The sequence below is a fragment of the Microbacterium sp. NPDC058021 genome (genome assembly GCF_042885955.1).
Classification (GTDB): domain Bacteria; phylum Actinomycetota; class Actinomycetes; order Actinomycetales; family Microbacteriaceae; genus Microbacterium.
Map to the genome: position 1 here is coordinate 48,337 of NZ_JBHVRF010000007.1, position 26,031 is coordinate 74,367.

The window sequence follows — 26,031 nt, forward strand, 5'->3', positions numbered from 1 at the left end:
GTTGCCGTCTTTCTCATGGGTCGTCAAGGTCGGTTTTCGGGCGCGACGCAGCAGCCTGGGGCACCCCAGACGCCGCTCATGCGGATCGGTTCAGCCGGAGCCGCGCGACCGTCGCCCCATGGCGCGGTAATCGGGCAGATCCAGCGGCGCGACGGCGACGTCATCGCCTCCGAGCGCACCGCCCCTCAGCAGCGATCGACGCTCGGCATCGCCGTCGGTCTCGGCGACTTCGCCGAGCTCGATGTGGTAGGCGCGGGCGCTGTGCGAGATGGCGAGGGCGGCGTTCTGCTCTGCGACGAGCACGCTGAGCCCGTCGACGTTGAGCTGCGCGACCACGGCGAAGATCTCACGCACGAGCAGCGGTGCGAGACCGAGCGAAGGCTCGTCGAGGATGAGCAGTCTCGGCGACCCCATCAGCGCTCGACCGACGGCGACCATCTGCTGCTGACCACCCGACAGGCTCCCCGCATCCTGCTTCGCCTTCTCCTGAAGGATCGGGAAGAGCCGGTAGACGAGATCGAAGTTCTCCGCGGCGCGGCGCCGTCGCTCGTTCCGCGGCAGGGGCACGGTGCCGAGCGTCAGGTTCTCCTGCACGCTCATGCTGCTGCACAGTTCCCGCCCCTCGGGTACGAGCAGGAGACCGCGCCGCGCGCGCTCGTCGGGGGACAGCGATGAGATGTCCTGCCCGTCGAAGAGGATCTTCCCTCCCCGCACCGGCAGCAACCCCGCGAGCGTACGCGCGATGGTGGATTTCCCCGCTCCGTTCAAACCGGTCATCGCAACGATCTCGGCTTCGCCGACGCGCAGTCGGGCGTCGAGGACGACATCGGGACCCTTGCCGTAGCCGGCCCGCAGGCCAGTCGCCTCAAGCAACGTCCTCCTCCTTTCCCAGATACGAGTCGATGACCCGTTGGTCCTTGGCGATCTCCGCGGCGGAGCCGTCGGCGATCTTGTGGCCGAACTCGAGCACCACGACGTGGTCGGCGATGGAGAGCACGAACGGCATGTTGTGCTCGACGAGGAGGATGGTGGTCCCCCGCTCTCGGAGAGCCGCGAGCAGACCGCGGAGGGCAAGCGCCTCCTCGGGGTGCAGACCCGCAGCGGGCTCGTCGAGCAGCAGAGTCTTCGCGCCCGTCATCAGGGCCTTGGCGATCTCGATGAGCCGCTGCTGTCCGTAGGGCAGTTCGTGCACCCGTTTGTCTGCGAGGGACTCCAGCCCGAGCGCGTGCAGCGTGCCGCGGGCCTCCTCCTCGAGTCGCTCGTCGCTCCGGCGTGTGCCGGGTGAGGCGAGGATCGAGTTCCAGAACGACTGGCCCGATCGCCAGTGGCCGGCGACCATGACCGTCTCGAGCACCGTCAACTCGCGGAACGAGCGCACCAGCTGGAAGGTCCGCGCGATGCCGGCGTCGAGGATCTTCGCGGGTGCCAGTCCGGTGATGTCGCGACCATCGAGACTCACCTTCCCCTCGGTCGGCCGGTGCAGACCCGCGATGCAGTTGAACATCGTCGTCTTTCCGGCGCCATTGGGTCCGATCAGCGCCGTCAGCGCCCCGGCTTCGACCTCGAAACTGACGTCTGCCAGCGCGGTGTTGCCACCGAACCGCTTCGTGACGTTCTCGACGATGAGGCTCACGATGCCACCTCCGGGTGATGAGTCTCGCGTCGGCGGGCGAGCCCTGAGAAGAACGTGCGGACGCCGCCGACGACGCCACCGGGGAGGAACAGCAGGATCGCGAGCACGACCAGGCCGAACACGAGGTTCTCGGCTTTCTCGAGGAACACGAGCCATTCCGGGAAGAAGACGATGACGACGGCCCCGACAACGGCGCCGAGTCGACTGGACATGCCACCGATGATGACGATCAGCAGCACCTCGATGGACGTGTCGAATCCGAACGAGTCGGGCGTGACGACCTGAGTGTGGTGGGCGTAAAGGACCCCCGCCGTGGCGGCGAGGCCGCCCCCGATCATGAACACCAGCGTCTTGTAACGCGCGACCGGGATCCCCAGGGCCGCAGCCCCCGCAGGATCATCCCGCAGCGCGAAGAACGCGCGTCCCATGCTGTGCTGGGTGAGGTTGCGCACGAGCCAGTAGGCGGCGACCAGTGTCCCCAGCACGATGTAGGGGAAGCGCAGCTGCATCCACTCGCCGAGATACTCCACCCCGGGGATCCGGATGCCGTCGTGGCCGCCCGTGATCGGGGCGAGCTGAACGAGGAGGGTCTCGACGATGAGACCGAGGGCGAGCGTGCCCAGTGCGAGGAAGTGCCCGTGTATCCGCAGCAGCGGGACGCTGATGAGATAGGCGAGGGCCATGCCGAGCACGATCGCCACGACCCACGCGAGCAGTGCGGGAACCCCGAGGGCCGTCTGCAGGATCACCGAGGTGTATGCCCCGACCGCATAGAACGCCGCCTGCCCGAGGGAGATCTGGCCGGTGAAGCCGAGGACGAGGGTCAGGCTGAGGGCGAGGATGCTCCAGATCGCAACGTCCTGGAACAGTCGCATGAGATACGGGCTCGCGACGAAACTGGGCAGGAGGATGACGAGGGCGCTGGCCGCGATCTCGACCCAGAACCCGGGCCGCCGCCGGCCGTGGAGTCGCGTTCGCGGCAGTTCGCGCTGCGTGCGCAGTGTGGTGGTGCTCATGCGTGGGCTCCGCTCTGGCGAACTCGGGCGGGCATGAGCACGAGTGCGAGGAAGAGGATGGCGTAGGCGATGACCGGCGCGTAAGCGCTGCTGATGTAGTACGACGACAGCATCTCGATGAGACCGATCGCCACACCCGCGACCATGCCTCGGTAGACGCTGGACATGCCACCGATGACGGCGGCGGCGAATCCCTTCACCGCGATCGCCAGACCCATCTCGGGGCCGGCGCCGATGAGCGGCGCGACAAGCATGCCGCCGATGACCGTGACGGTGACGCTGATGACGAAGGCGATCGTGATGAGACGGGAGACCCGCACGCCGCTCACCGCGGCCGCCGTGCGGTTGAGGCCGACCGCACGGAGGGAGACTCCGGTGAGGGTCTTGGTGAAGAAGAACCAGATCGCCCCCACCAGCGCCCAGGCCACCACCACGATCAGCAGTGATTGGGTCTGAATCGACACCGAGCCGACGACGAGCGGCGCCCCGGGGAACACGGGATCGACTCCGTACTTGGTGTTGCCGATGAACAGCTCGGCCGCGGCGGTCAGCACCAGCCCGAAGGCGATCGTGGCCACCACCATGTTGGTGGTGGGCGCTCCCCGCGAGACCATCGGGCGATGCAGGCCATAACGGAAGAGGAGAGCGAGGAGAAGGGCGACCACGATGACACCGGCGATCGTCAGCGGATACCCGAGCCCCACCTGCATCAGCAGGAGGTAGGTGGCCATGGCGCCGACCATGAGCAGCTGACCCTGTGCGAAGTTCACGAGGCCGGTGGCGTGGTAGATCACCAGGAATCCGAGCGCGATCAGCCCGTAGATGCTGCCGAGCGCGACTCCGCTGACGGCGAGCTGAAGGAAGGTGGACATCGTGGTCGCCCCTGCCGTTACGGACGCTTCGACGGAAGGTCGTTGCGGTACATGGCGAACTGGCCGTTCTCGATCGTCCAGAAGGTCTGGAAGTTGTCGCTCGGTGCCCGGTGGTCACCCTCGGTGAAGCTGAGCGAAGAACCGCTTCGTCCGGCCACTGCGTTGTCGAGAGTCGTCTCCGACAGCGCGTCGGCAAGCGCCTGGCCGCCCTCGTAGCCGCTCGCGTCCAAGGCCGCGGCGAGCAGGAAGATGCTGTCGTAGGCGAGCGCCGAGAACGTGTGCGCGGGGTCGTCGTCCTCGCCGTACTCGGCGTTGTAGGCCTCGATGAACTCCTGCGCCTCGGGCTTGTCGAGATCGATGACACTCGGGAAGATCAGCCCGTCGCCGGCTTCCCCCGCGATGGAAAGGAAGGCTGCCTGGTTGAGCGCACGCCCACCGATGACATCGACGTCCCAGCCGATCTGGTTGACCGTCTTCATGAAGACGGCGGCATCCTGCCCGTAGCTGTAGAGGTAGATCGAGTCGCAGCCCGCGTCGCGCAGGGTGAGCACCTGCGGAGTCAGGTCGGTGGCGTTGACCTCATGGGATGCCGTTGCGCTGACTTCCAGCCCGTTCTCCGCGAAGACCGTCTGGATGGCCGTGAGGCCGCTCTGTCCGTACTCCGTCGTGTCGGCGACCGCGCAGATCGTCGAGTAGTCCGCTTCGAGGAAGAACTGGATGGTGGCACCCACGTTGTAGGTGTTGTTCTCCGTCACCTGGAACGTGAGATCGTAACCGGGGCTGGCCGGGTCGATCAGCCCGTCGGCCTGCGCGATGGTGATCAGTTGAACGATGCCGGCGCCGGTGATCACGGGGTTGTTGGCGAGGACGGGGCCGGAGTTGGGTCCGCCGAGCACCGCGATGACGTTCTCCTCGTCGATCATCCGCTGCGCCGCGGCAGCCGACTTCGTCGGGTCTGCCTCGTCATCGACCGAGATGAGTTCGATTTCGCGGTCGAGGGCACCGCTCGCGTTGATGTGCTCGACAGCGAGCTCGAACCCGTGCTGTGCCGGGACGCCCAACGAAGCAGAGCCCCCCGTGAGCGGACCGATGTAGCCGATGCGGATGGTCTCGGAGGAGCCCTCCCCGCCGTCGGCGGGGGCTCCGGGGCTGGTGTTACTGCTCGCGGGCGCGCAGCCGGCGAACGCGGCGCCTGCCATCAGCGCGACAGCGCCGACCGCCATAGTGCGCCGCAGCATTCGGGTGTTGTTCACGGGGCCTCCTTGCTCCGAGAGAAATTGTATGCAGCCGGTATACGACTGCCGCCACAGTACTGACCCGGCCGCACCCGTGTCAATGATCGGGCACGGGAAAGCCTCGGCCTCCGCCGTGGAATCAGCCGGAGGGCTGAACAGGGAGGATCCGGTGGCGTCTGAGCGCGGTGCGTCCGTCGTGGTGACCGGCGCCGGCGGCGGGCGCGAACTACGCGGTGGCGTGCGGGTCGGCGCCCGCCGGGCGCTTCAGCACGCGGGAGATGCCGGTGACGACGAGAACGATGACCAGACCGAGCGCGAGCCCGAAGACAGCGGAGATCAGCGTGTCCACGACCCAGATGACGACCGCACCCGCGGCCTCGATCGCGTGGGTCACGAGGTGCACGAAGTCATACGGTCCCGCCCACAGGGTCTCGGCGAGATTCGCGATCACGAGGTGGCCACCGACCCAGAGCATCGCCACGGTGCCGATGACGCTGATGACCCGGAAGACGGCGGGCATGGAGGCGACGATCCGAGCGCCGGTGCGACGCACGCGACGGGACGAGCTCTTCATGAGCCGCAGCCCGACGTCGTCGATCTTGACCAGGAGCGCGACAGCCCCGTAGACGACGACCGTCATGGCGAGCCCGATGACCACCAGTGCGCCGAGCGTCATCCAGATGCCGAAGTCGGGATCCAGGCTCGCGAGGGCGATGAGCATGATCTCGGTGCTGAGGATGAGGTCGGTGCGCACCGCACCGAGCACGAGCTTCTTCTCGTCGCGCGGTTCGTCGTCGGCGTGCGCGTGCTCCTTGCCGAACCACTCGAGGACCTTCTCCGCCCCCTCGTAACAGAGGAAGCATCCTCCGACGATCAGGAGGAACGGCAGCACCCACGGTGCGAACGCGGTGAGCAGGAGGGCGATCGGGATGATGATGACGAACTTGTTGACGAGGCTGCCGAGGGCGATCTTCCACACGACGGGGAGTTCGCGGGCGGGGGTGATCCCCTGCACGTACTGCGGCGTCACGGCGGCATCGTCGATCACGACGCCTGCGGTCTTCGCGCTCGCTTTGAGCGCGGCCGTCAGAATGTCGTCGACGACGGCGAGGAGTCCGACCGACATGTGTGACCATCTCTTTCGTGAGGACGTGGGGGCGACCGGCCGACCCACGAAGCGCCGTGCGCCTTGAGCAGAATATCCGCTCGAGCGCAGATCTCCCCGCCACGTGCGGCTGACAGTTCGGTCAGCGCGTGGTGCGGCGCGGGCGTGCCACGGTGAAAGCGATGGCCCCGATCAGCAGGAGCAGGGCGCCCAGCGCCAGCAGCGGCCACATCACCTGCCCGCCCGTCGTCGGCAGTGGGAGCACGATCGTGACCGTCGCGACATCCTGATCGGTCGGATCACACGTCGTCACGGCGAGGACGGCGACGTCCTCACACAGGCGCTCACCCAACGGGTCCGTCGGCGTTCCCTGCACCATCACCGTGTTCGTCGTCGTCTCCGTCACGGCCGTCCGACATTCGAAGAGCCAGACTTCGTCGAGGGAATCCTCGAAGATGCTGCGTGCGGTGTCGAGCAGGCCGTCGCCATCCTCGTCGCCGCCGAGGTACTGGACGGGAGAACAGGTGTCGTCGGTGATCCTGTCGGCCACATCGGCGAGCGGCACATCGCCGGTGTTTCGCACGTCGTAGGTGTAGGCGACCTGCCCACCGGCAACGGTGCGCGTCGGGGTGGCGGTTTTCGTCACGTCGATGCCGGGGTGAAGGTCTGGACGAACTCGGCGTCGAACGCGAACACCGGCAGCTGCAATCCGCGGGTGGTGCCGCCTGTGGCCTCCACACCCGCAAGGTTGGTGGTCGGCGTCGATCTGATCGCACCGCAGATGAGGCCGAAAGAAGCCGGGCACCGGTCTGATGTACGCGAACTGGTGCTGTCCGCGCCCGGCATCCGCGAACGGCCGCGCATCCGACGGATCGAGGGCGATCTCGGCTTCACTCTGCGCCCGTGGAGCCCCGCGGAGGTCACCTCCGCAGAAAAGCCGCACGAGCTGCCTCCGCCGAGTCGGACTCACTTGATCCTGGACCTCGCGATGCACGGTCTCGGCTCTCGTTCCTGCGGACCTGACGTCCGGCCGGAGCATCAACTGCGTCCTCGTCCGCTCTCGGTGACCCTGGAGTTCTCGACCCGCTAATCCTCACACCCCGCACCATTCGGTGCAAAGGAGCACCCAGTGCCTGGATCGTCCGCGCGCGGGAGCGGGCAAGCCTGGGACACTCCTCGACTTCGACCCGCGGACGACGGAGGGTTGAGCGCCGCAACCACGTGCGTGGGTGGTCGTCACGAGCCGAGTACATCTTGGCGAGATGTATCAGCGCGCGGTCATCCGGGCTCCTACCTGACGATGGCAACAACTCTGAAGGAGTCACCATGCCTTTCACCTACGACTGGGAGCGCAGCGAGTATCCGGCGGACACGCGCAGCGACTTCGACTTGCAAGAGCACCTCGGCGAGGCGCATTGGTTCGACGTCAATCGCGGGCGAGGCTCCGAGTCCCGGGAGATCGACCCCGCAGGATGCGTGCCGTTAGCTGAAGAGCTACTCGAAGCGCGCGATCTGCGACCCGCCGAGGAGTGGGCGCCCGACAACGTCTTCGATCCCATCGGCGGCGCGCGCCCGATCGGCCGCGTCCGGCCGCGGATGTTGCGGCGGTTCGATGGAACTCCGGTCGAGCCGGCAGTGTTCACGCAGATCTATAACGGGGAGAGCCGGGGTCTCTATCGCCCTGACGCCGCGCCCTGGGTCCGGATCGGGCAGATCACCACGCGTACAGGGCGCGGCTCTGCGGCTTTGATCGGAGGCAACACGGTGATCACCGCGGCGCACGTGGTCAGCGATAGTTGGTCGCCTGGGGGGCCCGTTGTCGGATCTCCCACCTTCACCCCTGCGATGTTCAATGGCGCGTCGACGCTCGGGCGCTCTTGGGTTGCCAACATCGTCGGCGTCGCCGCTTGGGAGCAGTTCGTTGGCCAGGACGGGTATGACATCGCCATTTGCCAGCTAGATCAGCCAATGGGCGAATGGCTTGGATACTTCGGGTATCGAGGGTACGACGATGACTGGGAGGACCTCGCCGTCTGGACCCACGCCGGATATCCCTACGACCTGAGCCCCAACGGGGACCATCCCAGCGTGGAGTACGACATCAAGGTGGAGGACGACGACAGCGACAAGTACGACACTGTCGAACTCGAGACGAAAGCCGACATCGCGAGCGGCCAGTCTGGCGGCCCACTGTGGGCACGCTTCCGGGACGGAGGACGGCAGATCACCGGTGTGCTGAGCGGCCGCGAGGATAACTTCGCAGAGCCGAAGAACAGTCTGTTCGCGGGCGGCAACGGCCTGGTCTCCCTCGCGCGCTGGGGCCGAGACAACTGGGGCTGAGGCGGCGCGATCGTCTCCCGCATCCGTTCCGTACAATCGACCATCGTTAGAATCAGCGGCCGGTGCCGATCGACCGCGGCCGACACGTCAGATTCAGATCTGCACCAGAAGTGCACCACGCCCGTGCTATCCAAAGCGAAAACCCCCGCCGCAGCAGGGGTTTTCAGTGGCGGTGACGGTGGGATTTGAACCCACGGTAGGGGGTTACCCTACACAACTTTTCGAGAGTTGCACCTTCGGCCGCTCGGACACGTCACCGCGGACAATCGTACGCGAGACGGGCCACCGCCGCCAATCGAGGCATCCGCCAACGCACAGGCTTCACTTAGTTGCCTAAGGCAACTACTCGGCGTAGAGTCTGATCATGGACGGGACAACGGCGGACCCCACCCCCGAGGCGGTCCTCCTCACGTCGCTGACACAGTTGATGGCCCAGTGGGCCACGCTCACGCGGCAGACCGCAGTCGCCCGTGAAGCGGGACTGAGCATCGATGCCGGCGACATCCGCCCCGTCTACACCCTGGGTCTGGTCGGCCCGATTCGCGCGGGCGACCTCGCCGCCGATCTGGCGCTGACCAGGCCCACCATGAGCAAGCAGCTCGCCCGCCTCGAAGCGGCGGGCCTCGTGACCAGATCCGCCGACCCCGACGACGGTCGCGCCAGTCTCATCGCGCTCTCGCCGGAGGGGAAGCGCATCTTCGCCCTGCTGGTCCAGCGCGGCCGCGAGATGGTCGACGAGGCGATGCAGGGATGGGATGCCGCGGAGCGCAGCCGCTTCGCAACCCTCACTTCCCGGTTCGTCGAGACCGCGATCGGGGTCAACGCCGATCAGCCCGCTGCACCCCCGTCCGACGACCCGTCGGCATGAATACGGCCCCACCCGAGGCCTGAACCAAGAAGGAGGCCACCATGCCCCGCACCTACATCGTCACCGGATCGGCATCCGGCATCGGCGCCACCACCGCGCAGTTGCTGCGCGAGCGCGGCGAGCGCGTGATCGGCATCGACCTGCGTGGCGCCGACGTCGAAGCCGACCTGTCCACCCGCGAGGGTCGCCAGCAGGCCGCCGCGAAGGCCATCGAGCTGGCCGACGGCCGCGTCGACGGCGTCATCGCCTGCGCCGGCATCTCGGCGCCGATCGCCAAGACGATCTCGGTCAACTACTTCGGTGTGACCGAGCTGCTCGAGGCCCTTCTCCCGGCGCTGCAGAAGTCCGACGCCCCCCGCGCCGCGGTCGTGTCGTCGATGGCATCGCTGCAGCCGAACTCGGTCGAGATGGTCGACGCCGCCCTCGCCGGCGACGAGGCCCGCGCGGTCGAGATCGCCGAAGGCCTGACCGCGCAGGGCCCGGAGATCGGCTACCTCGTGTACCCGTCGTCCAAGCGCGCGCTGTCGCGCTGGGTGCGTCGCGAGTCCATCACGCCCGCATGGGCCGGTGCCGGCATTCCGCTGAACGCCGTCGCCCCCGGCACCGTGATCACCCCGATGACCGCGGACCTGCTGAAGACGCCGGAAGGTGCCGCCATGGTGGATGCCGCGGTGCCCATGCCGCTGAACTACCACCAGCCTCCCGAGTCGATCGCGAACCTGCTGATCTGGCTCACCGGCCCCGAGAACACCCACCTCGCCGGCCAGGTCATCTACGACGACGGTGGCGCCGACGCGTCGCTGCGCGGCGATGACATCTGGAGCTGGGCCGACCCGCGCTGATCCGACCAGGCGGGGGATGCCACCCCCCGGGCATCCCCCGCCGCCTCGCGTCCGCGCGACCCCCCACCCGCGCCCGCGCCCCGCACCGCCCGCCCCGCGCCCGCAAGCGCTCCTCCGGTGTCACAAACGGCGGGTTCCCACCCGTGACACCCACCATTCGCGACACTCGAGCAGCGCTGGGACCTGCACGACGGCCCGCCCCACGGCGGCGCGGCGGCAGCTAGCGTAGGCCGCATGTCCGAGACGATGACGCGCCAGCAACGCCTCGTCGTCGCGATCGCGGTGCTCGCGTCATTCGTCGCCTTCCTCGACGGCAGCATCATCAACGTCGCCCTGCCGGCGATCGGCCGGGAGCTCGGCGGCGGACTGACCACGCAGCAGTGGACGGTCGATGCCTACCTCATCACCCTCGGCGCGCTCATCCTGCTCGCCGGCTCCGTGAGCGACGCCTACGGCCGCATCCTGGTGCTGCGCATCGGGCTGATCGGATTCGCGGTGGCATCCATCGCCATCGCCGTCGCCCCCGATCCCGTCCTGCTGATCGCGGCGCGCGCCGTGCAGGGGGCTGCCGGCGCGTTCCTCGTCCCCAGCTCCCTCGCGCTCATCACCTCGACCATGCGCGGCCCGCTGCAAGCGCAGGCCATCGGTGTGTGGACGGCGCTCACGACCGCCGCGACGATCGCGGGACCGGTCGTGGGGGGCCTCTTCGTCGACTACCTGTCGTGGCGGCTGGCATTCCTCATCAACGTGGTGCCCATCGCCCTGACGCTGTGGCTGCTCACCCGTCTCGAGGCGCGCGACGTACGACGGCCGGGTGCCTCGATCGACTGGCTCGGCGCGATCCTGTGCACCCTCGGGCTCGGCGGCACCGTGTTCGCGCTGATCGAGCAGCCGAATCTGGGGTGGTCCTCGCCTGCGATCTGGCTGCCGCTCGTCCTCGGCGTCGCGCTGTTCGCCGCATTCCTGTGGCGCCAGCGCACCGTGAAGGATCCGATCCTGCCGCTCGAGCTGTTCCGGGTGCGCAACTTCTGGACCGGCAACCTCGCCACCGCCTTCATCTACGGCGCCCTCTCTCTCAACGGCTTCGTCGTGGGCGTGTACCTGCAGCAGGGCGCGGGGCTCACCGCGACGCTCGCCGGGCTCGCGAGCATACCGACGACCCTGCTGCTGATCGTGCTGAGCTCGCGCGCCGGGGTGCTCGCCGGCCGCTGGGGCCCGCGCCTGTTCATGACCGTCGGGCCGCTCGTGATGGCCGTGGGCGCCTTGCTGCTGCTGACGGTGGCCGTGGAGTTCGACTACTGGTGGCAGGTGCTGCCGAGCATGCTCGTGTTCGGGCTGGGTCTGGGCATCACCGTGGCGCCGCTGACGGCCGCGATCCTCGGGTCGATCGAGCCGTCACGCTCGGGCATCGCCTCGGCCGTGAACAACGCCGTCTCGCGCGTGGCCGGGCTCATCGTCATCGCCATGCTCGCCGCGATCGTCGGCGGCACGCTCGACCTCGACGGCTTCCACCGGGCCGCGATCGTGACCGCGGCGCTCATGGCCGCGGGTGGGATCGTGTCGTTCTTCGGCATCCGCAATCCGCCTCGCGGCGCGGGCGCCGAGACCACGGCCGCGGCGGTCGACGGGCCCTGACCCGCGACGCCCCTGCAACGGGGGCGGTGGTCAGCGGCATCCTCCCCTGCAAGACTGTGCCCATGAGCGTGATCGAGAACTCCAAAGTCACCGTCGTCGGCGCGGGTAGCGTCGGATCGTCCACCGCCTACGCCGCGCTCATCCGCGGCTCCGCGCGCCACATCGCGCTCTACGACATCGCCACCGAGAAAACCGAGGCCGAAGTCCTCGACCTCGCGCACGGCACGCAGTTCACCGGTTCCAGCGACATCACCGGCGGCAGCGACATCTCGGTGGCCGAGGGGTCGCACGTGATCGTCATCACCGCCGGGGCCAAGCAGAGGCCGGGACAGACCCGCATCGAGTTGGCCGGCACGAACGCGAACATCCTCAAGACCATGGTGCCGCAGCTGCTCGAAGTCGCACCGAACGCCGTCTTCGTGATCGTGACGAACCCCTGCGACGTGCTCACGGTGCTCGCGCAGGAATCCACCGGCCTGCCGCCCGAGCGCATCTTCGCCTCCGGCACGGTGCTCGACACCTCGCGCCTGCGGTGGAAGCTCGCGCAGCGCGCAGGAGTGTCCTCCCGCAGCGTGCACGCCTACATCGTGGGTGAGCACGGCGACACCGAGTTCCCGCTGTGGTCGAAGGCTTTCATCGGAACAGTGCCGATCCTCGACTGGGAGACCGAGGGCCACCCGCCCATGACGGTCGACGAGCTCGACAAGATCGCCGTGGACGTGCGGGATGCCGCGTACAAGGTGATCCAGGGCAAGGGCGCGACGAACTACGCGATCGGTCTGTCCAGCGCGCGCATCGTGGAGGCGATCCTGAGCGACGAGAACGCCGTCATGCCGGTATCGACGGTGCTCGACGACTTCCACGGCGTCTCGGGTGTGGCCCTGTCGGTGCCGTCGATCGTCAACTCCCGCGGCGCCGTGCCCATCCGCGAGACGCAGTTCTCGCCGAGCGAGCTGGGACTGTTCCGTCGCTCCGCCGACGCGCTGCGGTCAGTCGCGGACGACCTGCGCGCCTGACGCTGCCGGCTCGGCCACGTGGCGGCCGGGGATCGACCCGATCAGCTCGCGCGTGTAGTCGTGCGCGGGGCTGTGGAAGACCTCGTCCATCGACCCCTCCTCGAGGATGCGCCCGCCGCGCATGACGGCGACGCGGTCGGAGATCTGACGGATCACCCCGAGGTCGTGGGAAATGAACAGGTAGGTCAGCCCGTGCTCGGCCTGCAGATCGACCAGCAGCTGCAGCACCTGCTCCTGCACCGAGACGTCCAGGGCCGAGACCGGCTCGTCGAGCACGACGAGTTCGGGCCGGAGCGCGAGCGCGCGGGCGATGGCCACGCGCTGCCGCTGGCCGCCCGACAGCTGCGCGGGCCGGCGGGTGAGCAGCTCGGGCGCCAGGCGCACCTGGTCGAGCAGTTCGCGCACGGTCTCGCGTGTCTCGGCGCGGCCGGTGCCGAACGCGCGCAGCGGTTCGCCGATGAGCCGCGCGACGGTCATGCGCGGATCCAGAGACCCGAACGGGTTCTGGTAGACGACCTGGATGCGACGGCGCAGCTGCCGCAGCGCGCCGCCGCGCACCCCGGTGATGTCACTCCCGTCGAGCAGCACCGTTCCGGTGTCGGGCTCGATGATGCGCGCCACCATGCGCGCCGTCGTGCTCTTGCCCGACCCCGACTCCCCCACGAGCGAGAAGGTCGACCCGCGCGGCACCGCGAAGCCGACACCGTCGACGGCGGCGACGGCGCGGTCGCCGGTTCCGTACGTCTTGCCGAGTCCGCGCACGTCGAGCAGCGGCACCGCGTCGGGCACCGCGGTACGGGATGCCACACCGACGCTCGGCCGCAGTCGCCCGCTGTGCAGGCCCGGAGCGGCATCCACGAGGCGTCGGGTGTACTCGTGCTGCGGGGCGGCGAGCACGTCACCGGCCCGCCCGCTCTCGACGATCTCGCCGTGGTGGACGACGACGATGCGGTCGGCACGGTCGGCGGCGACGGCGAGGTCGTGTGTCACCAGCAGCACGGCGGTGCCGTGGGCGGCGGCCAGCGCCTGCATCCGATCGAGCACATGCCGCTGCACGGTGGCATCCAGCGCGCTGGTCGGCTCGTCGGCGATGACGAGGTCGGGCTCGCACGCCCACGCGATGCCGATCAGGATTCGCTGGCGCAACCCCCCGGACAGCTCGTGCGGGTACTGCCCGGCCCGTCGTGCCGCATCGGGCACGCCGACCTCGGCGATGATCTCGACCGCACGCGCTGCGGCATCGGGGCGCGACAGCCCCTGGTGGCGACGCAGGCTCTCGGCGATCTGCTCACCCACCCGCAGCAGCGGGTTGAGGCTGTGCGACGGGTCCTGCGGCACGAACCCGATGCGGGCGCCGCGCACCCGCCGCAGCGCCGCGGTCGACGCGGTGCGCAGGTCGGTGCCGTCGAAGCGGATCTCGCCGCCGCGGATGTGCGCCTCCACGGGCAGCAGACGCATGAGGGCGTGGGCGATCGTGCTCTTGCCCGACCCCGATTCGCCGACGACGGCGACGATCTCGCCGGCGTTCACCTCGAAGTCGACGCCGCGGACGGCCGGGTGAGCACCGCGGCCGGTGCCGTAGTCCACGCGCAGTCCGCGCACGGTGAGCAGGGCGGTCATCGGTCTCCTCGGATCGAGCGGGCCACGCTGTTGACGGCCAGGACGACCGCGAGGATCACGGCGCCGGGCAGCAGGCTCAGCCAGGGGGCGGTGGCGACGAAATCGCGGCCCGCCGAGACGAGCGCGCCCCATTCGGGGGCGGGCGGCTGGGCGCCGAAGCCCAGGAAGCTCAGCGCCGACACCGACAGGATCGCCAGGGCGAGCTCCATCGCGGCCATCGCGATGATCGGCCGCGCGGCATTGGGCAGCACGTGGCGCGCGAGCACGGCGGGGCCGCGCACACCGAGCGTGCGGGCGGCTTCGACGTACTCCTCGGCACGCACCCGCAGCACCTGCGCACGCATGATCCGCGCGAACGAGCCGGCGGCGCCGAGGCCCACACCGAGGGCGATCGACAGCGGCCCGAAGCCCAGAGAGGCCACGACGATGAGGGCCAGCAGGATGCCGGGGATCGCGATGAGCACGTCGACGAACCGCATGATCACGAAGTCCACGGGACCGCCCACGTAGCCCGTCACGAGACCGACGACCGAACCGATCACGAGACCCGCGATGACGGCCAGGACAGCAGCCGACAGCGACAGCTGCGCGCCGTGGACCACGCGGGAGAAGACATCGCGGGCCAGGTGATCGGTGCCGAACAGGTGCTCGGCGCTCGGCGGCGCGAGACGCGCGGAGCCCACCGAGGCGAACGGATCGTACGGGGCGATGAGTTGGGGGGCGACCACGGCGACCGCCACGACGGCGAGCACGAGGGCGGCCACGAGCAGCCCGGGTCTGCGCAGGATGGTCATCGGGCGCTCACCTTTCCCCGCAGCAGCCGCGTGCGCGTGCGCGGGTCGATCACGCCGTACAGCCCGTCGACGATGAGCGTGACGACGGCATAGACGGACGCGACGACGACCACCACACCCATCACGACGTTGATGTCGCGGGCGAGCACGGCGTCGACGGTGAGCCGGCCGATGCCGTCGCGGGAGAAGACGGTCTCGACCACGGCGGTGCCGCCGGCGAGGTAGCCGATCTGCAGGCCGATGATCGTGATCGACGGCAGCAGGGCATTGCGCAGCACGTGCCGGGTGACGACGGTGCGCTGGGCGAGACCCTTGGCATTGGCGGTCAGCACGAACGGGCTCGCCCCGGCGTCGAAGACCGCAGCGGAGAACACCTGGAAGAAGATCGCGCCGGTGGGGAGGGCGAGCGTGATCCCCGGCAGCACGATGCTGGCGAATCCGCTCGTGCCCGAGGCCGGGAACCACCCCAGACCGAAGGAGAAGACGCTGATCAGCACGAGGCCGGTGAGGAAGGCGGGGATGGCGATGCCCAGCGGCGGGATCTGGGTGACCACGTCGCGCATCCACGCCGGCCGCGCGATGTAGGCCCACACCGTGAAGGCCAGGGCGCAGACGAAGCCGACGACCAGGGCGAACACGGCCACGGCGGCGGTGTGGGGGAAGGCGCGACCCACCATCGTGATCACCGGTTCGCCGGTCGCGATCGACGTGCCGAAGTCGCCGACGAACAGGCCGAAGAACCCCGTGAGGTACTGCTGCCAGAGGGGTCCATCGAGACCGTAACGGGCGCGGAGGGCGTCGAGCTCGGCGGGATCGGTGGAAGTGGCATCCCCACCGCGGAGCGAGAGCGCGGCGAGGACGGGGTCGCCGGGCAGCGCGTGCATCAGCAGGAAGGCGACGGTGTAGGTCGCCCAGATCACGAAGAGGCACTGCAGGATCTTCGGGATCAGGAATCGGGCGATCGTCCGCGCCCGCTCCCCCGTGGGCGCTGATACTGCGCGCTGCTCCGGCGACACCATCAGCGAGAGACGACCTGCGTGTCGTACAGGTGCAGGCGCGACGCCGAATCGAAGGTGATGCCCTCGACCCCGGCGCGCGAGGCGTGCAGCTGCACGGTCTCCAGCGTCGGGATGACGTAGGCGCGCTCGGCGACGATCCGCTGGATGTCGTCGACCAGCTCCTGACGCGCGTCGGGGTCGGCCGTCTGAGCCTGCTCCTGCAGGAGCGCCTCGAGCTCGGCGTCCTCGACGATGCCCCAACGCGAGGAGGATGCCGACGACAGCAGCGTGCGCAGCGCGTCGGGGTCGGTGCGGGTGAGGGCGGCACCCACGGCGTCGTAGTCACCCGAGGCGATCGCGCCGAAGAAGTCGCCGGCGGAGACCATCTTCAGCTGCAGGTCGATGCCCGCCTCGCGCAGCTGGATCTGCGCGGCTTCGAGCACGTCCTGGGCGTAGAACGCCGTCACCGTCAGAGTGAGCGGCTGACCGGCCTTCTCGTAGATGCCGTCGTCACCGAGAGTCCAGCCGGCGTCCTCGAGCAGCTCCTGGGCGGCATCGAGGTCGTAGGCCAGCACATCACCGAGGTCGGTGTAGCCGGGCGTCGAGGAGGTCAGGACGCTCGTGGGGGCAGACCCGCTCAGCGACCCCGCGAGCAGGTTGATCTGCTCGCGGTCGAGCGCCTTCGAGATGGCCTGGCGCACGGCTTCGTCGGCCAGCGGGCCGCGCGTGGTGTTGAGGACCAGCGAGTTCGGGACACCCGGGTTGGCCTTGGCGTACAGGCGGTACGCATCGGTGCCGAAGCGCGCCTCGTCGACGTACGGCACGTCCTGGATGACGTCGTACTCGCCGGATTCCAGTCCGCCGGTGCGCACGCTCGGCTCCGCGATGATCGGGAAGCTGATGGCGTCGAGGTAGGCGTCGCCCTCGTGTTCGCGCAGCTCGGATGCCCAGTCGTAGCCGTCGCGGCCGACGAGCTCCACGGCGGAGTTGGGAACGTAGGACTCCAGCACGAACGGACCGGTGCCCACGACCGACTGGCAGCGGGCCTCGGCGGGGGCGGCGACCGTCTCTGCCGAAAGGATGCCGAGCGACATCGTCGTGGCACCCTGCTGGAACTGCACGTTCGGCGCGGAGAAGGTGACGGTGAAGGTCTTCTCGTCGGCGATCTCGGTGCCGGTGTAGCCGGCCAGGTAGCCGCCGGCGAGGGATGCCGATGCGCCGAGACCGACGATCGCATCCAAGTTGGCCGCCACGACGTCCGAGGTGAGGGCGGTCCCGTCGCTGAAGGTGACGCCGTCGCGCAGCGTGAAGCTGTAGGAGGTCAGATCATCGCTGGCCTCCCAGTCGCTGGCCAGCCACGGCACGATCTCGCCGGTGTCGGGGTCCTGGTCCAGCAGCGAATCCGCGATCTGACGGCCGACGATGAGCGAGGTGGTGACCGACGTCTGCTGCGGGTCCAGACAGGTCGGGTCCTCCTTCAGCGCGAAGACGATCTCCTGCGCGAGATCGGCGTCCGGGGCGGCGGCCGGCTCGGCTCCGCCGGCGCAGCCGGCGAGGGTGAGGACGGCCAGACCGGCGAGCGCCGGGAGGGCGATGCGGCGCGCGGCGCGCGGGCGTGGATGGGTCACGGGTGTCTCCTTGATTGCCGGGGTCGGACGCGGTGAGGGGTGCAGGCGGACGGTCACGCCGGGATCGCGCCCGAGACCAGCTGGCCTCGAGCGACGACGGCGACGATGTTCTCCGCGGTGAGGACATCGATGTCCTCCCACGGGCGTCCACGCACGATCACGAAGTCCGCACCCAGCCCCGGCCGCAGCCGTCCCGTGGTGTCGGTGAGCCTCACGGCATCGGCCGCATCGGAGGTGCCGGCGCGGAGGGCCCGTTCGGCGCTCCACCCGAAGGCCCGCTTCATCAGACGCAGCTCCTCGAGCTGATCGCCGAACTGCACCATGACGCCGTTGGCGTCGGTGCCCAGGACGAACCGGATGCCGGCGGCGGCGGCCCCGGCGAAGTTGGCGTCACGCTCGGCCACGACGGCCCGCGCCTTCTCGGCGGCGTCGTCGCTGACCGGGATGCGGCGGTCGGCGATGGCGTCGTTGATGAGCAGGGTGGGCGCGATGGGGATGTTGCGCTCGAGCAGCGTCTCCCAGTGACGCTCCAGGATGCCGGTGCCGTGCTCGAGGGAGTCGACCTCGAACTCGAGCGCGATGTCCACCCCCTCGGCGGTGTGGGTGTGCGCGGCCACGAGCATGCCCAGTGCATGGGCCTCGTCGACGGTCGCCGCGATCTCGGCGCGCGTCTGGTTGCGCCAGCCCACTTTGTCTCCGACGGAGAGCACGCCACCGCTGGTGAAGATCTTGATGCCGTCGGCGCCGGAGCGCGCCCACTGCCGCACGAGCTTGCGGCACTCGTCGGGCGAGTCGGCGAGGGGCGTGCGGTGGGGGTAGTGCGGCGGCACGAAGAGGTCGCCGTGCCCGGCGGTCATGCCCACGGGCCCGTGCACGAGCAGCCGCGGCCCGGGGATGAGTCCGGCATTCAGACCCCGCGCGGCGGAGAACTGCACCTCACCGCCGGCGAGTTCGCGCAGCGTCGTGACGCCGGCCGCCGCGGCGGCGCGGGCGTGCGCGACGACGTGCAGCGTGCGCTCCGAGGCCGGCGTGACGATCGGCCACGTCATCCAGTCCACCGGCGTCGGCACCGCAGAGGCGTCCATGTGCACGTGGGTGTCGATGAGGCCCGGGATGATGCTGAACTCCGCGGGCGGCGCGTCGGCGGCGAGGGGGGTCACGGCGGTGATGCGGTCGCCTGACCACTCGAGGGACGCGGGGCCGCGATCGAGATCGCCGTCCCACACAGACAGGCCGGTGACGGTCTGCGAAATCGCGGGCACAGCAGATCTCCTTGGTACAGCGCTGGGGGGAATGGATGCGGCATCCTGCCGGTCCACTGACCACGTTAGAGGCTGAGACGACGGCGGCCCGCCCAAATGACACCGGAGGACGCGAGGCGTAACCGAGTGGAAACATTCGGGTGGATGGATTTTTCCGCCACCCGGCACGGCCGGTATCATCTGCTCCCGCACCGAGGGCGGGCGGTGTCGGCGGGGCCGCGTAGCCTTGCCGCATGGCAACCCGACGTGCAGCGACCACCGCGCCCTACCGCTGCACGGAGTGCGGCTGGACGACGCTGAAGTGGGTCGGCCGGTGCGGCGAATGCCAGCAGTGGGGCACCGTCGTCGAGGCCGGCGAGCAAGCCGGCATCCTGCGCACCGTCACCCCGGTCGCCCCGGGTGCGGCACGGGCGGCACGACCCATCACGCAGGTCGAGACGCAGGAGGCGGCCCGCACCACGAGCGGCATCGGCGAGTTCGACCGGGTGCTGGGCGGGGGCCTGGTCCCGGGCGCTGCCATCCTGCTGTCGGGCGAGCCCGGGGTCGGCAAGTCGACGCTGCTCACCGAGGTCGCCGCGCAGAGCGCACGAGTCGGGCGGCGGGTGCTGTACGTCAGCGCCGAGGAGTCGCTCGGGCAGGTGCGGCTGCGCGCCGAGCGCACCGGCGCGCTCCACGACGAGCTGTACCTGGCGAGCGAGACCGATCTGGCGACGATCCTCGGCCACATCGATGAGGTGCAGCCGCAGCTGGTGATCGTCGACTCGGTGCAGACCGTCTCGTCGTCACTCTCCGACGGCTCGGCCGGCCACCCCGGCCAGGTGCGCGAAGTGGCATCCACCCTCATCCGCGTGGCGAAGGAACGCGACCTGCCCGTCATCATCGTCGGCCACGTCACGAAGGACGGCTCCATCGCGGGTCCCCGCATCCTGGAGCACCTCGTCGACGTGGTCTGCCACTTCGAAGGCGACCGGCAGACGTCGCTGCGGTTCGTGCGCGCGCTGAAGAACCGGTTCGGCGCGACCGACGAGGTGGGCTGCTTCGACATGACCGGGGCAGGCATCGCCGAGGTCGCCGACCCGAGCGCACTGTTCCTCGGTCACGGCTCGCGTGAGGCGGGCACCTGCGTCACGGTCGCACTCGAGGGCCGGCGGGCGCTCCCGGTGGAGGTGCAGGCGCTGACCATGCCCACCGGCGCCCCCAACCCGCGCCGCATCGTCAGCGGCGTCGACGGTGCGCGGGTGGCGATGATCCTCGCGGTGCTCGAGAAGAAGGCGGGCATCACGGTGTCCAACCAGGACGTGTACGTCTCGACGGTGGGCGGGGTGCGGCTGACCGAGCCGGCCGCCGACCTCGCGATCGCCCTCGCCGTGGCCAGCGCCGTGCGCGACCGGCCGCTGCCGACCAAGCTCGCCGCCATCGGCGAGCTCAGCCTGGCCGGGGAGATCCGCGCGGTCACCCAGGGCGAGCAGCGCCGCGGCGAAGCGGGCCGTTTGGGCTATCGCACGGTGCTCGACGCGTCGAGCAAGACGCTGCGGCAGGCGCTGGGCGATCTGCCGCGCCTGCACCGCGTCGATCCGGGCGACGAGCCCGCGTTCTGAGACCGAAGCCGCCGGCGCTCAGGCGTCGAGCGCGGCGATGAGGTCGGCCGGGGATGCCTGCAGGGGGTGAGGGCCGGCGATGTCGAAGAACACCGTGGTGATCTCGTCCTCGTGAGTGCTGAGGAAGGCCCGCAGCCAGTCGGGCGCCTGCAGCGCGACACCGGGCGGCAGGGTGGCGGGCTTGTTGGCGGCGTCGCTGAACAGCAACAGCGCCACGTCGCCCGTCTTCGGGTCGCGGTACGTCCACACCTCGCCGACGTCGAGCGGGTTGTCGCGCTGCCCGGGGCGCATGAGCGGCACGACGGTGGGGCCGTGCCGCAACGCGAACGCCACGGCGGCCATGTCCTGCGTCTGCAGTGCGTCGGCGAGCTGCGTGTTGCGGAACTGCTCGGGTCCCGCGCGCTTCACCTTCTTCTTGCCGGCCATCACTCCAGCCTACCGATGGCGAAAGAAGGGGCCCTCTCGGGCCGCCCATTGGGGACTGGGGGACTCGAGAGGGCCCATGGCTCACCGCACCTGGGATTCCCGATGCGAAACTCTGGGGAGGGTTGCGCTCGACTGCTGGGGACAGCGGGGACAGAGTGCGGGAGCTAGTTCCAACAATACGACACCGGGGAGGAGGGCAGGTGTCCCCTCTTTGGGGGACAAAACGTGAGGATTCTCTCAGAACTGCCCCGTTCGAGGGGTTAGTAGAGCAAGAACTGGGTGCTCTCGGACGAATCCACCCCGCCGATCGAGACCCTCAGGTGGAACGACGCGCCGCCGCCCGGAGCCGTCTGCCGGTCCGTCTCGCCGCAGGTCGACACCGACGACCGGGTGCGGTCCCAGGTGAGCGGGGTGACGGAGGTCACGCTCTGGCCGGCGTCGATCGTGACGGTCTGGTCACTGGGCTCGGTCTGGCAGTCGGTGGAGCGCCACCACACGTCGTCACCGCTGCTGATGGTGAACACCTGCGTCGTCGTGCCGACGTTGAGGGTGCATGCCTCGGCGCCGGTGTTGGTGAGCGAAATCGTCAGCTGCGGCTTCTCCCCCGCGGCGTACGAGGTCTTGTCGGTGAGCCCCGTCACCTCGATCGCCGACCGTTCGCACTCGGCGATGCCCGCGGCTTCGGCCTCGTCGGGCGCATCGGCGACCGGCGCGTCGGCCGCGGGATCGTCGGCGGGGGGAGAGGGCAGGGGCGAGGCGTCGAGAGAGTCCGACGGCGCAGGGGTCGGGCTGCTCGCCGCCGACGCGGGTGTGCGTTCGGTCTCGGCGGCCCGCGCGTTCCACGGCTGCCACACCAGCAGCACGATCCCCGCGATCACGAGGAGCACCGCCAGCAGCAGCACGAGCCGGCGACGACGGTAGACGGCGGGGGAATGCCGGCGGCGGACGGGATCGGACATGCTTCCAGGCTACGTCGCGGCATCCGGCGCGCCCGGCGGACGCGCCCGGGTTACAGCTGCTTGATCATGCGGGTGTTGCCGAGCGTGTTCGGCTTCACGTGGGCCAGGTCGAGGAACTCCGCGATGCCCTCATCGGGGCTGCGCAGCAGCTGCGAGTACACATCGGAGTCGACGATGTGCTCCCCGATGGGCTCGAATCCCCGCGCCCGGAAGAAGTCCACTTCGAACGTCAAGCAGAACAGTCGTGAGAGGCCGAGGGCGACGGCATCCGCCTCGAGTCGCTCGACGATCGCACGCCCGACGCCACGGTGCAGCCACTCGTCGACGACGATGAGCGTGCGCACCTCGCCGAGGTCCTCCCACATCACGTGCAGCGCGCCGCACCCGACCAGCTCGCCGTCGGCTTCGGCGACGACGAACTGCTGCACCGATTCGTACAGCACGACGATGTCCTTGCCGAGCAGGATGCGTCGCTGCACGTACGGGTCGAGCATCGCCAGGATGCCGCGCACATCGGAGGTGCGGGCCGGTCGGACGGTGAAGCTGCTCACGCGCTCAACCCTACGCCGCCACCCCCGCGCCCCCGCTGCGCGGCGGCGGTGCACCCTCCTCCGGTAGGTTCATAGCGCGCGCTGACCGGCGACGCCCACCCGATCGAGGAGGTCCGCAGGCGTGAGTGTGCTGCGCGACTATGCGACGGCGGTGACCCAGCCGACCCTGCCGCTGCCAGGGCTCGCGGGGCGCGACGGGGCATTCACCTGGGACACGGCGGTGCGCTACGACGAGGTCATCGCCCCCGACGGCGGGCTGCGCCCGGCGTGGAAGGCGATGGCCGATCTGGCGCTCGCGCTGACCCCCGGCGAGCTGCGTCGCGTCGAGGGCGAGATCACCCGCTTCCTCGCTGACGACGGCGTGACCTACGTCACCCCGGATGCCGGGGCGCAGCCGTGGCGGCTGGACCCCATGCCGCTCGTGATCGACGCTGCCGCATGGGCGCGGCTGGACGTGGGCCTGGCGCAGCGCGCCGAGCTGCTCAACGCCGTGCTGAGCGATCTCTACGGCCCGCAGACGCTGCTCTCCAGCGGCACCGTCCCCGCCGCCGCGATCTTCGGCCACTCCGGCTTCGCCCGGCCGGTCGCGCGCCCCGGCGTCGTGGACCGGCAGCCGTTGCTGCTGGCGGCGGCCGACCTCGGTCGCGATGCCGACGGCGAGTGGCATGTGCTGGCAGACCGGGTGCAGGCGCCGTCGGGCCTCGGGTTCGCGATGGAGAACCGCCGGGTCATCGCGCAGGTGCTGCCCGACCTGTACCAGGAGAGCGATCTGCACCGCATGGAGCCGTATTTCTCGGCTCTGCGCGCGACCCTGCTGGACTCCGTCCCCGGCGTCGCCTCGCCGCAGGTGGTCGTGCTCTCCCCCGGCCCGCACTCCGAGACGGCCTTCGACCAGGCGTTCCTCGCCAACGCTCTCGGCATGCCGCTCGTGCAGGGAAGCGACCTGGTGGTGCGCGAGGGCTGGGTGTGGATGAAGCCTGCCGGCTGGCCGCGTACCGCGCCGCGGGAGCGGGTGGATGTGATCGTGCGCCGCGTCGACGCCGAGTGGTGCGACCCGCTGGAGCTGCGCGCCGATTCCCGCCTGGGCGTCGCGGGCCTGGCCGAAGCGGTGCGTCGCGGTCGCGTGCGCGTCGTCAACGGCCTCGGTGCCGGTGTGCTGGAGAACCCGGCGCTCATGCCCTTCCTGCCGGCCGTCTGCGAACAGCTGCTCGGCGAGCAGTTGCGGCTGCCGTCGGTGCCGACGCTGTGGTGCGGGGACCCTGAGGCCCGCGCCCAGGTGCTGGATCGGGTCGCGTCCGGCGACCCGCAGCTGCTGGTGCGCATGATCGACGAGCCGCGCGCGTCGCTCGTGGGAGCGGATGCCGCAGACCTCGTCTCGCGCATCCTCGCCGCCCCGTACCGCTACGTGGGACAGCAGCTGCTGCCGCTCTCGCAGGCGCCGGTGTGGGCCGGGGGCGCAGACGCCCACCCGCGACCCCTCGTGTTCCGCACCTTCGCGCTGCGCTACGGCTCCGCCTACCGTCCGCTGGTCGGGGGCCTGGCCACCGTCCGCGACGGGGGCGACGCGACCCCCACCACGAAGGACGTCTGGGTTCTCAAAGCCACCGAGGAGGACGCCGACCAAGGACTGGTCGAGACCGCCCCGCCCGCATTCGGTCCGTCGATCCCGGCGCTGGCGCCGCGCGCGCTGGCCGACATGTTCTGGGCCGGGCGCTACGCCGAGCGTGCCGAGGATCAGCTGCGACTGCTGCTGTCGGCCCACCATCAGCTGGAGCAGGTGAGCAGCCACCACAGTCCGCAGGCGCGGGAGAGCACCCGGGTGCTGCTGGACGCGCTGCAGCGGCTCGCCGGCATCCGCTTCGCCGACCCCGACGCAGAACTGCGGTCGCTGCTGCTCGACGCCGATCGCCGCGGCGGCGCCGCCCACGCCGTGGTGCGGCTGCGCGATGCGTTCGAGGGCGTGCGCGACCAGCTGTCCGGCGACACGTGGCGGGTGTTCTCCAACATCGATCGCGCGACGCGGGCACTGCGCTCGGGGCCGCACGCGCACCGCACGGCGGAGTCCGCGGGGCGCATGCTGACCGCGATCTTGTCACTGCAGGGGGTGACGGCCAGCATGATGCGCGATGCCGGCTGGCACATGATCGAAGCCGGGCGCTACCTCGAACGCGCGCTGCAGCTGTGCCACCTGCTCGTCGGCACCGCCACCCGGCGCCGCGCGTTCCGCGCCGACCGCGAGGTGCTCGAGGCGACGCTGACGGCGGCGGAGAGCATCGTGACCTACCGCCGCCGCTACCGCGGGTCGCTGCGCACGGCGGACGCCCTCGATCTGCTGCTGCTGGACCGCGACAACCCGCGCTCGCTCGCGTTCGCGCTGGGTGAGCTGGGCACGCACCTCGCCGCCATGCCCGCTTCCACCGGGTCCACCCGGCCGGAACGCCTGCGCGAGCACCTCGAGAGCGCCCTGACGGACATCGACATCACCGCGCTGACCGCCATCGACGGCGAGCACCGCACCGCCCTGACGGAGTTCCTCGTCGATGCCATCGCGCAGCTCGAACAGCTCGCCGAGGCCGTCGCGCACGTGCACTTCGAGAGCGGTCCGCCGCCGCTGGCGCTGTCGTCGCTCGACCTCATCGAGGAGCGGGAGCGCGCATGAGGTACCGGGTATGGCATCGCACCGCCTACGCGTACAGCGCCGAGGTCGAGGACAGCGTGGGACTGTTCCACCTCGTTCCGCGGGATCTGCCGTGGCAGCGGGTGCACGAGCACGACGTGGTCGTGGCGCCGCCGCCGGGGGATGTGAGCGTGGACGTCGACTACTTCGGCAACTCCGCCACCTACTTCCACCTCACCGACCCGCACGGCGCCCTGGTCATCGAATCCTCCAGCGACGTCACGGTCGAGGCGCCGCAGTACGACCCCGACGCGCTGGCGCAGCCGTGGGAGCAGGCTCGGCCGCTCCGGCATCCGGGCACCGCGCACGCGTGGCGGGCCACGGAGTACGCGCTCCAGTCACCCCGCGTCGCGCACGTGGCCGAAGCGACCGAGTACGCCGCGGCATCCCTCACCCCCGGTCGCCCGCTCGGGGAGGCGGTCACCGACCTGATGCACCGCATCCACGCCGACTTCGCCTACGACAGCACCGCCACGACCGTGACGAGCACCGTCGCCGATGTGCTGCGCACGCGCGCCGGGGTGTGCCAGGACTTCGCGCACCTCGCCCTCGCGTGCCTGCGCGGCCACGGCGTCGCGGCCCGCTACGTCAGCGGGTACCTCGCCACGCAGCCGCCCCCCGGCAAGGAGCGCGTCTTCGGCGCCGACGCGTCGCACGCGTGGCTGGCGGTGTGGCTGCCCGGCACCGACGAGTGGCTCGCGATCGACCCCACCAACGACCAGTGGGCCAATGACCGCTACGTGACCGTCGCGTGGGGCCGGGACTACGGCGACGTGTCGCCGGTGAAGGGCATCATCGTCACCGAGGCGAAGACCTCGACGCTGCGGGTGTCGGTCGACGTCGCACCGGTTCCGGCCTGAGAACACAGAAGAGGGGGTGGCGGGTGGGAAACCCGCTTGTGTGTTTGGGGGGGGGGCGGGGGGGGGTTTAGCGTGGCCGCCCCCGGCCCCGCGGTC

At 70.0% G+C, this 26,031-nt stretch carries 24 protein-coding genes and 1 tRNA gene; 9 read left to right on the plus strand and 16 right to left on the minus strand.

Features of this window, described 5'->3' with window-relative positions; all coding sequences use genetic code 11:
• Positions 1–90: 90 nt before the first annotated feature.
• From ACFVR6_RS14970 to ACFVR6_RS15000, 7 genes are all read right to left on the minus strand, one after another.
• Complete coding sequence (locus ACFVR6_RS14970) at positions 91–873, minus strand: ABC transporter ATP-binding protein (protein WP_386964450.1); 783 nt, start codon at positions 871–873, stop codon at positions 91–93.
• Positions 866–1,633: an ABC transporter ATP-binding protein gene (locus tag ACFVR6_RS14975; RefSeq protein WP_386964452.1), complete on the minus strand. Its 768-nt coding sequence runs from the start codon at positions 1,631–1,633 to the stop codon at positions 866–868. Before ACFVR6_RS14975 ends, ACFVR6_RS14970 begins: the two co-directional genes overlap by 8 nt.
• Complete coding sequence (locus ACFVR6_RS14980; protein WP_386964454.1) at positions 1,630–2,649, minus strand: branched-chain amino acid ABC transporter permease; 1,020 nt, start codon at positions 2,647–2,649, stop codon at positions 1,630–1,632. Before ACFVR6_RS14980 ends, ACFVR6_RS14975 begins: the two co-directional genes overlap by 4 nt.
• Positions 2,646–3,521, minus strand: coding sequence for a branched-chain amino acid ABC transporter permease (locus tag ACFVR6_RS14985; protein ID WP_386964456.1), 876 nt, complete (start codon positions 3,519–3,521; stop codon positions 2,646–2,648). Before ACFVR6_RS14985 ends, ACFVR6_RS14980 begins: the two co-directional genes overlap by 4 nt.
• Before the next feature lie 17 nt (positions 3,522–3,538).
• Entirely contained in the window at positions 3,539–4,774 is a 1,236-nt protein-coding gene (locus tag ACFVR6_RS14990; RefSeq protein ID WP_386964457.1) for an ABC transporter substrate-binding protein, read from the minus strand.
• A 208-nt stretch (positions 4,775–4,982) separates the two neighbouring features.
• The gene (locus ACFVR6_RS14995; protein WP_386964459.1) at positions 4,983–5,882 is read right to left on the minus strand and encodes a DUF808 domain-containing protein; all 900 of its coding nucleotides are present in this window, start codon (positions 5,880–5,882) and stop codon (positions 4,983–4,985) included.
• Between the two features lie 121 nt (positions 5,883–6,003).
• Positions 6,004–6,507 carry an LPXTG cell wall anchor domain-containing protein gene (locus ACFVR6_RS15000; protein WP_386964460.1) on the minus strand — a complete coding sequence of 168 codons (504 nt, stop codon included), beginning with the start codon at positions 6,505–6,507 and terminating at the stop codon, positions 6,004–6,006.
• 105 nt (positions 6,508–6,612) lie between these two features.
• On the opposite strand from ACFVR6_RS15000, the gene ACFVR6_RS15005 reads away from it, so the two are divergent.
• Entirely contained in the window at positions 6,613–6,951 is a 339-nt protein-coding gene (locus tag ACFVR6_RS15005; RefSeq protein ID WP_386964462.1) for a hypothetical protein, read from the plus strand.
• A gap of 236 nt (positions 6,952–7,187) precedes the next feature.
• The gene (locus ACFVR6_RS15010; protein WP_386964464.1) at positions 7,188–8,201 is read left to right on the plus strand and encodes a trypsin-like serine peptidase; all 1,014 of its coding nucleotides are present in this window, start codon (positions 7,188–7,190) and stop codon (positions 8,199–8,201) included.
• A 167-nt stretch (positions 8,202–8,368) separates the two neighbouring features.
• Here ACFVR6_RS15010 and ACFVR6_RS15015 read toward each other — a convergent pair.
• A tRNA-Ser gene (locus tag ACFVR6_RS15015) sits at positions 8,369–8,459 on the minus strand.
• Positions 8,460–8,565: 106 nt separating this feature from the next.
• On the opposite strand from ACFVR6_RS15015, the gene ACFVR6_RS15020 reads away from it, so the two are divergent.
• The 4 genes from ACFVR6_RS15020 to ACFVR6_RS15035 all read left to right on the plus strand — a co-directional run bounded on the left by ACFVR6_RS15020 (position 8,566) and on the right by ACFVR6_RS15035 (position 12,562).
• Positions 8,566–9,069 (plus strand): MarR family winged helix-turn-helix transcriptional regulator, encoded by a 504-nt coding sequence (locus ACFVR6_RS15020; RefSeq protein WP_386964466.1) that lies wholly within the window; start codon positions 8,566–8,568, stop codon positions 9,067–9,069.
• A gap of 41 nt (positions 9,070–9,110) precedes the next feature.
• On the plus strand, positions 9,111–9,911 hold the full coding sequence (locus ACFVR6_RS15025; protein WP_386964468.1) for an SDR family NAD(P)-dependent oxidoreductase: 801 nt from the start codon (positions 9,111–9,113) through the stop codon (positions 9,909–9,911).
• 234 nt (positions 9,912–10,145) lie between these two features.
• Positions 10,146–11,546, plus strand: coding sequence for an MFS transporter (locus ACFVR6_RS15030; RefSeq protein WP_386964470.1), 1,401 nt, complete (start codon positions 10,146–10,148; stop codon positions 11,544–11,546).
• 62 nt (positions 11,547–11,608) lie between these two features.
• A complete protein-coding gene (locus tag ACFVR6_RS15035; protein WP_386964472.1) occupies positions 11,609–12,562 on the plus strand; it encodes an L-lactate dehydrogenase in 954 nt (317 codons plus the stop codon).
• Here the strand turns inward: ACFVR6_RS15035 and ACFVR6_RS15040 are convergent.
• The 5 genes from ACFVR6_RS15040 to ACFVR6_RS15060 are packed head-to-tail and all read right to left on the minus strand — an operon-like array spanning position 12,536 to position 18,864.
• On the minus strand, positions 12,536–14,182 hold the full coding sequence (locus ACFVR6_RS15040) for a dipeptide ABC transporter ATP-binding protein (RefSeq protein WP_386964474.1): 1,647 nt from the start codon (positions 14,180–14,182) through the stop codon (positions 12,536–12,538). The genes ACFVR6_RS15035 and ACFVR6_RS15040 overlap by 27 nt on opposite strands.
• Positions 14,179–14,976, minus strand: coding sequence for an ABC transporter permease (locus ACFVR6_RS15045; protein ID WP_386964476.1), 798 nt, complete (start codon positions 14,974–14,976; stop codon positions 14,179–14,181). Before ACFVR6_RS15045 ends, ACFVR6_RS15040 begins: the two co-directional genes overlap by 4 nt.
• Positions 14,973–15,995 carry an ABC transporter permease gene (locus ACFVR6_RS15050; RefSeq protein WP_386964478.1) on the minus strand — a complete coding sequence of 341 codons (1,023 nt, stop codon included), beginning with the start codon at positions 15,993–15,995 and terminating at the stop codon, positions 14,973–14,975. The genes ACFVR6_RS15045 and ACFVR6_RS15050 overlap by 4 nt, the downstream gene beginning before the upstream one ends.
• A complete protein-coding gene (locus tag ACFVR6_RS15055; protein WP_386964480.1) occupies positions 15,995–17,602 on the minus strand; it encodes an ABC transporter substrate-binding protein in 1,608 nt (535 codons plus the stop codon). The genes ACFVR6_RS15050 and ACFVR6_RS15055 overlap by 1 nt, the downstream gene beginning before the upstream one ends.
• A gap of 53 nt (positions 17,603–17,655) precedes the next feature.
• Entirely contained in the window at positions 17,656–18,864 is a 1,209-nt protein-coding gene (locus ACFVR6_RS15060; RefSeq protein WP_386964482.1) for an amidohydrolase family protein, read from the minus strand.
• Between the two features lie 233 nt (positions 18,865–19,097).
• Between ACFVR6_RS15060 and radA the strand changes: the two genes are divergently transcribed.
• Positions 19,098–20,462: a DNA repair protein RadA gene (gene radA / locus ACFVR6_RS15065; RefSeq protein ID WP_386964484.1), complete on the plus strand. Its 1,365-nt coding sequence runs from the start codon at positions 19,098–19,100 to the stop codon at positions 20,460–20,462.
• Positions 20,463–20,480: 18 nt separating this feature from the next.
• Here the strand turns inward: radA and ACFVR6_RS15070 are convergent, their stop codons facing one another.
• The 3 genes from ACFVR6_RS15070 to ACFVR6_RS15080 all read right to left on the minus strand — a co-directional run bounded on the left by ACFVR6_RS15070 (position 20,481) and on the right by ACFVR6_RS15080 (position 22,398).
• Entirely contained in the window at positions 20,481–20,888 is a 408-nt protein-coding gene (locus ACFVR6_RS15070) for a dehydrogenase (protein ID WP_386964486.1), read from the minus strand.
• A 260-nt stretch (positions 20,889–21,148) separates the two neighbouring features.
• Complete coding sequence (locus ACFVR6_RS15075; RefSeq protein ID WP_386964488.1) at positions 21,149–21,847, minus strand: hypothetical protein; 699 nt, start codon at positions 21,845–21,847, stop codon at positions 21,149–21,151.
• Positions 21,848–21,897: 50 nt separating this feature from the next.
• Positions 21,898–22,398 (minus strand): amino-acid N-acetyltransferase, encoded by a 501-nt coding sequence (locus tag ACFVR6_RS15080; protein ID WP_386964490.1) that lies wholly within the window; start codon positions 22,396–22,398, stop codon positions 21,898–21,900.
• 121 nt (positions 22,399–22,519) lie between these two features.
• Between ACFVR6_RS15080 and ACFVR6_RS15085 the strand changes: the two genes are divergently transcribed.
• Complete coding sequence (locus tag ACFVR6_RS15085) at positions 22,520–25,057, plus strand: circularly permuted type 2 ATP-grasp protein (RefSeq protein ID WP_386964492.1); 2,538 nt, start codon at positions 22,520–22,522, stop codon at positions 25,055–25,057.
• Entirely contained in the window at positions 25,054–25,935 is an 882-nt protein-coding gene (locus tag ACFVR6_RS15090; RefSeq protein WP_386964494.1) for a transglutaminase family protein, read from the plus strand. Before ACFVR6_RS15085 ends, ACFVR6_RS15090 begins: the two co-directional genes overlap by 4 nt.
• The last annotated feature ends 96 nt before the right edge of the window (positions 25,936–26,031 follow it).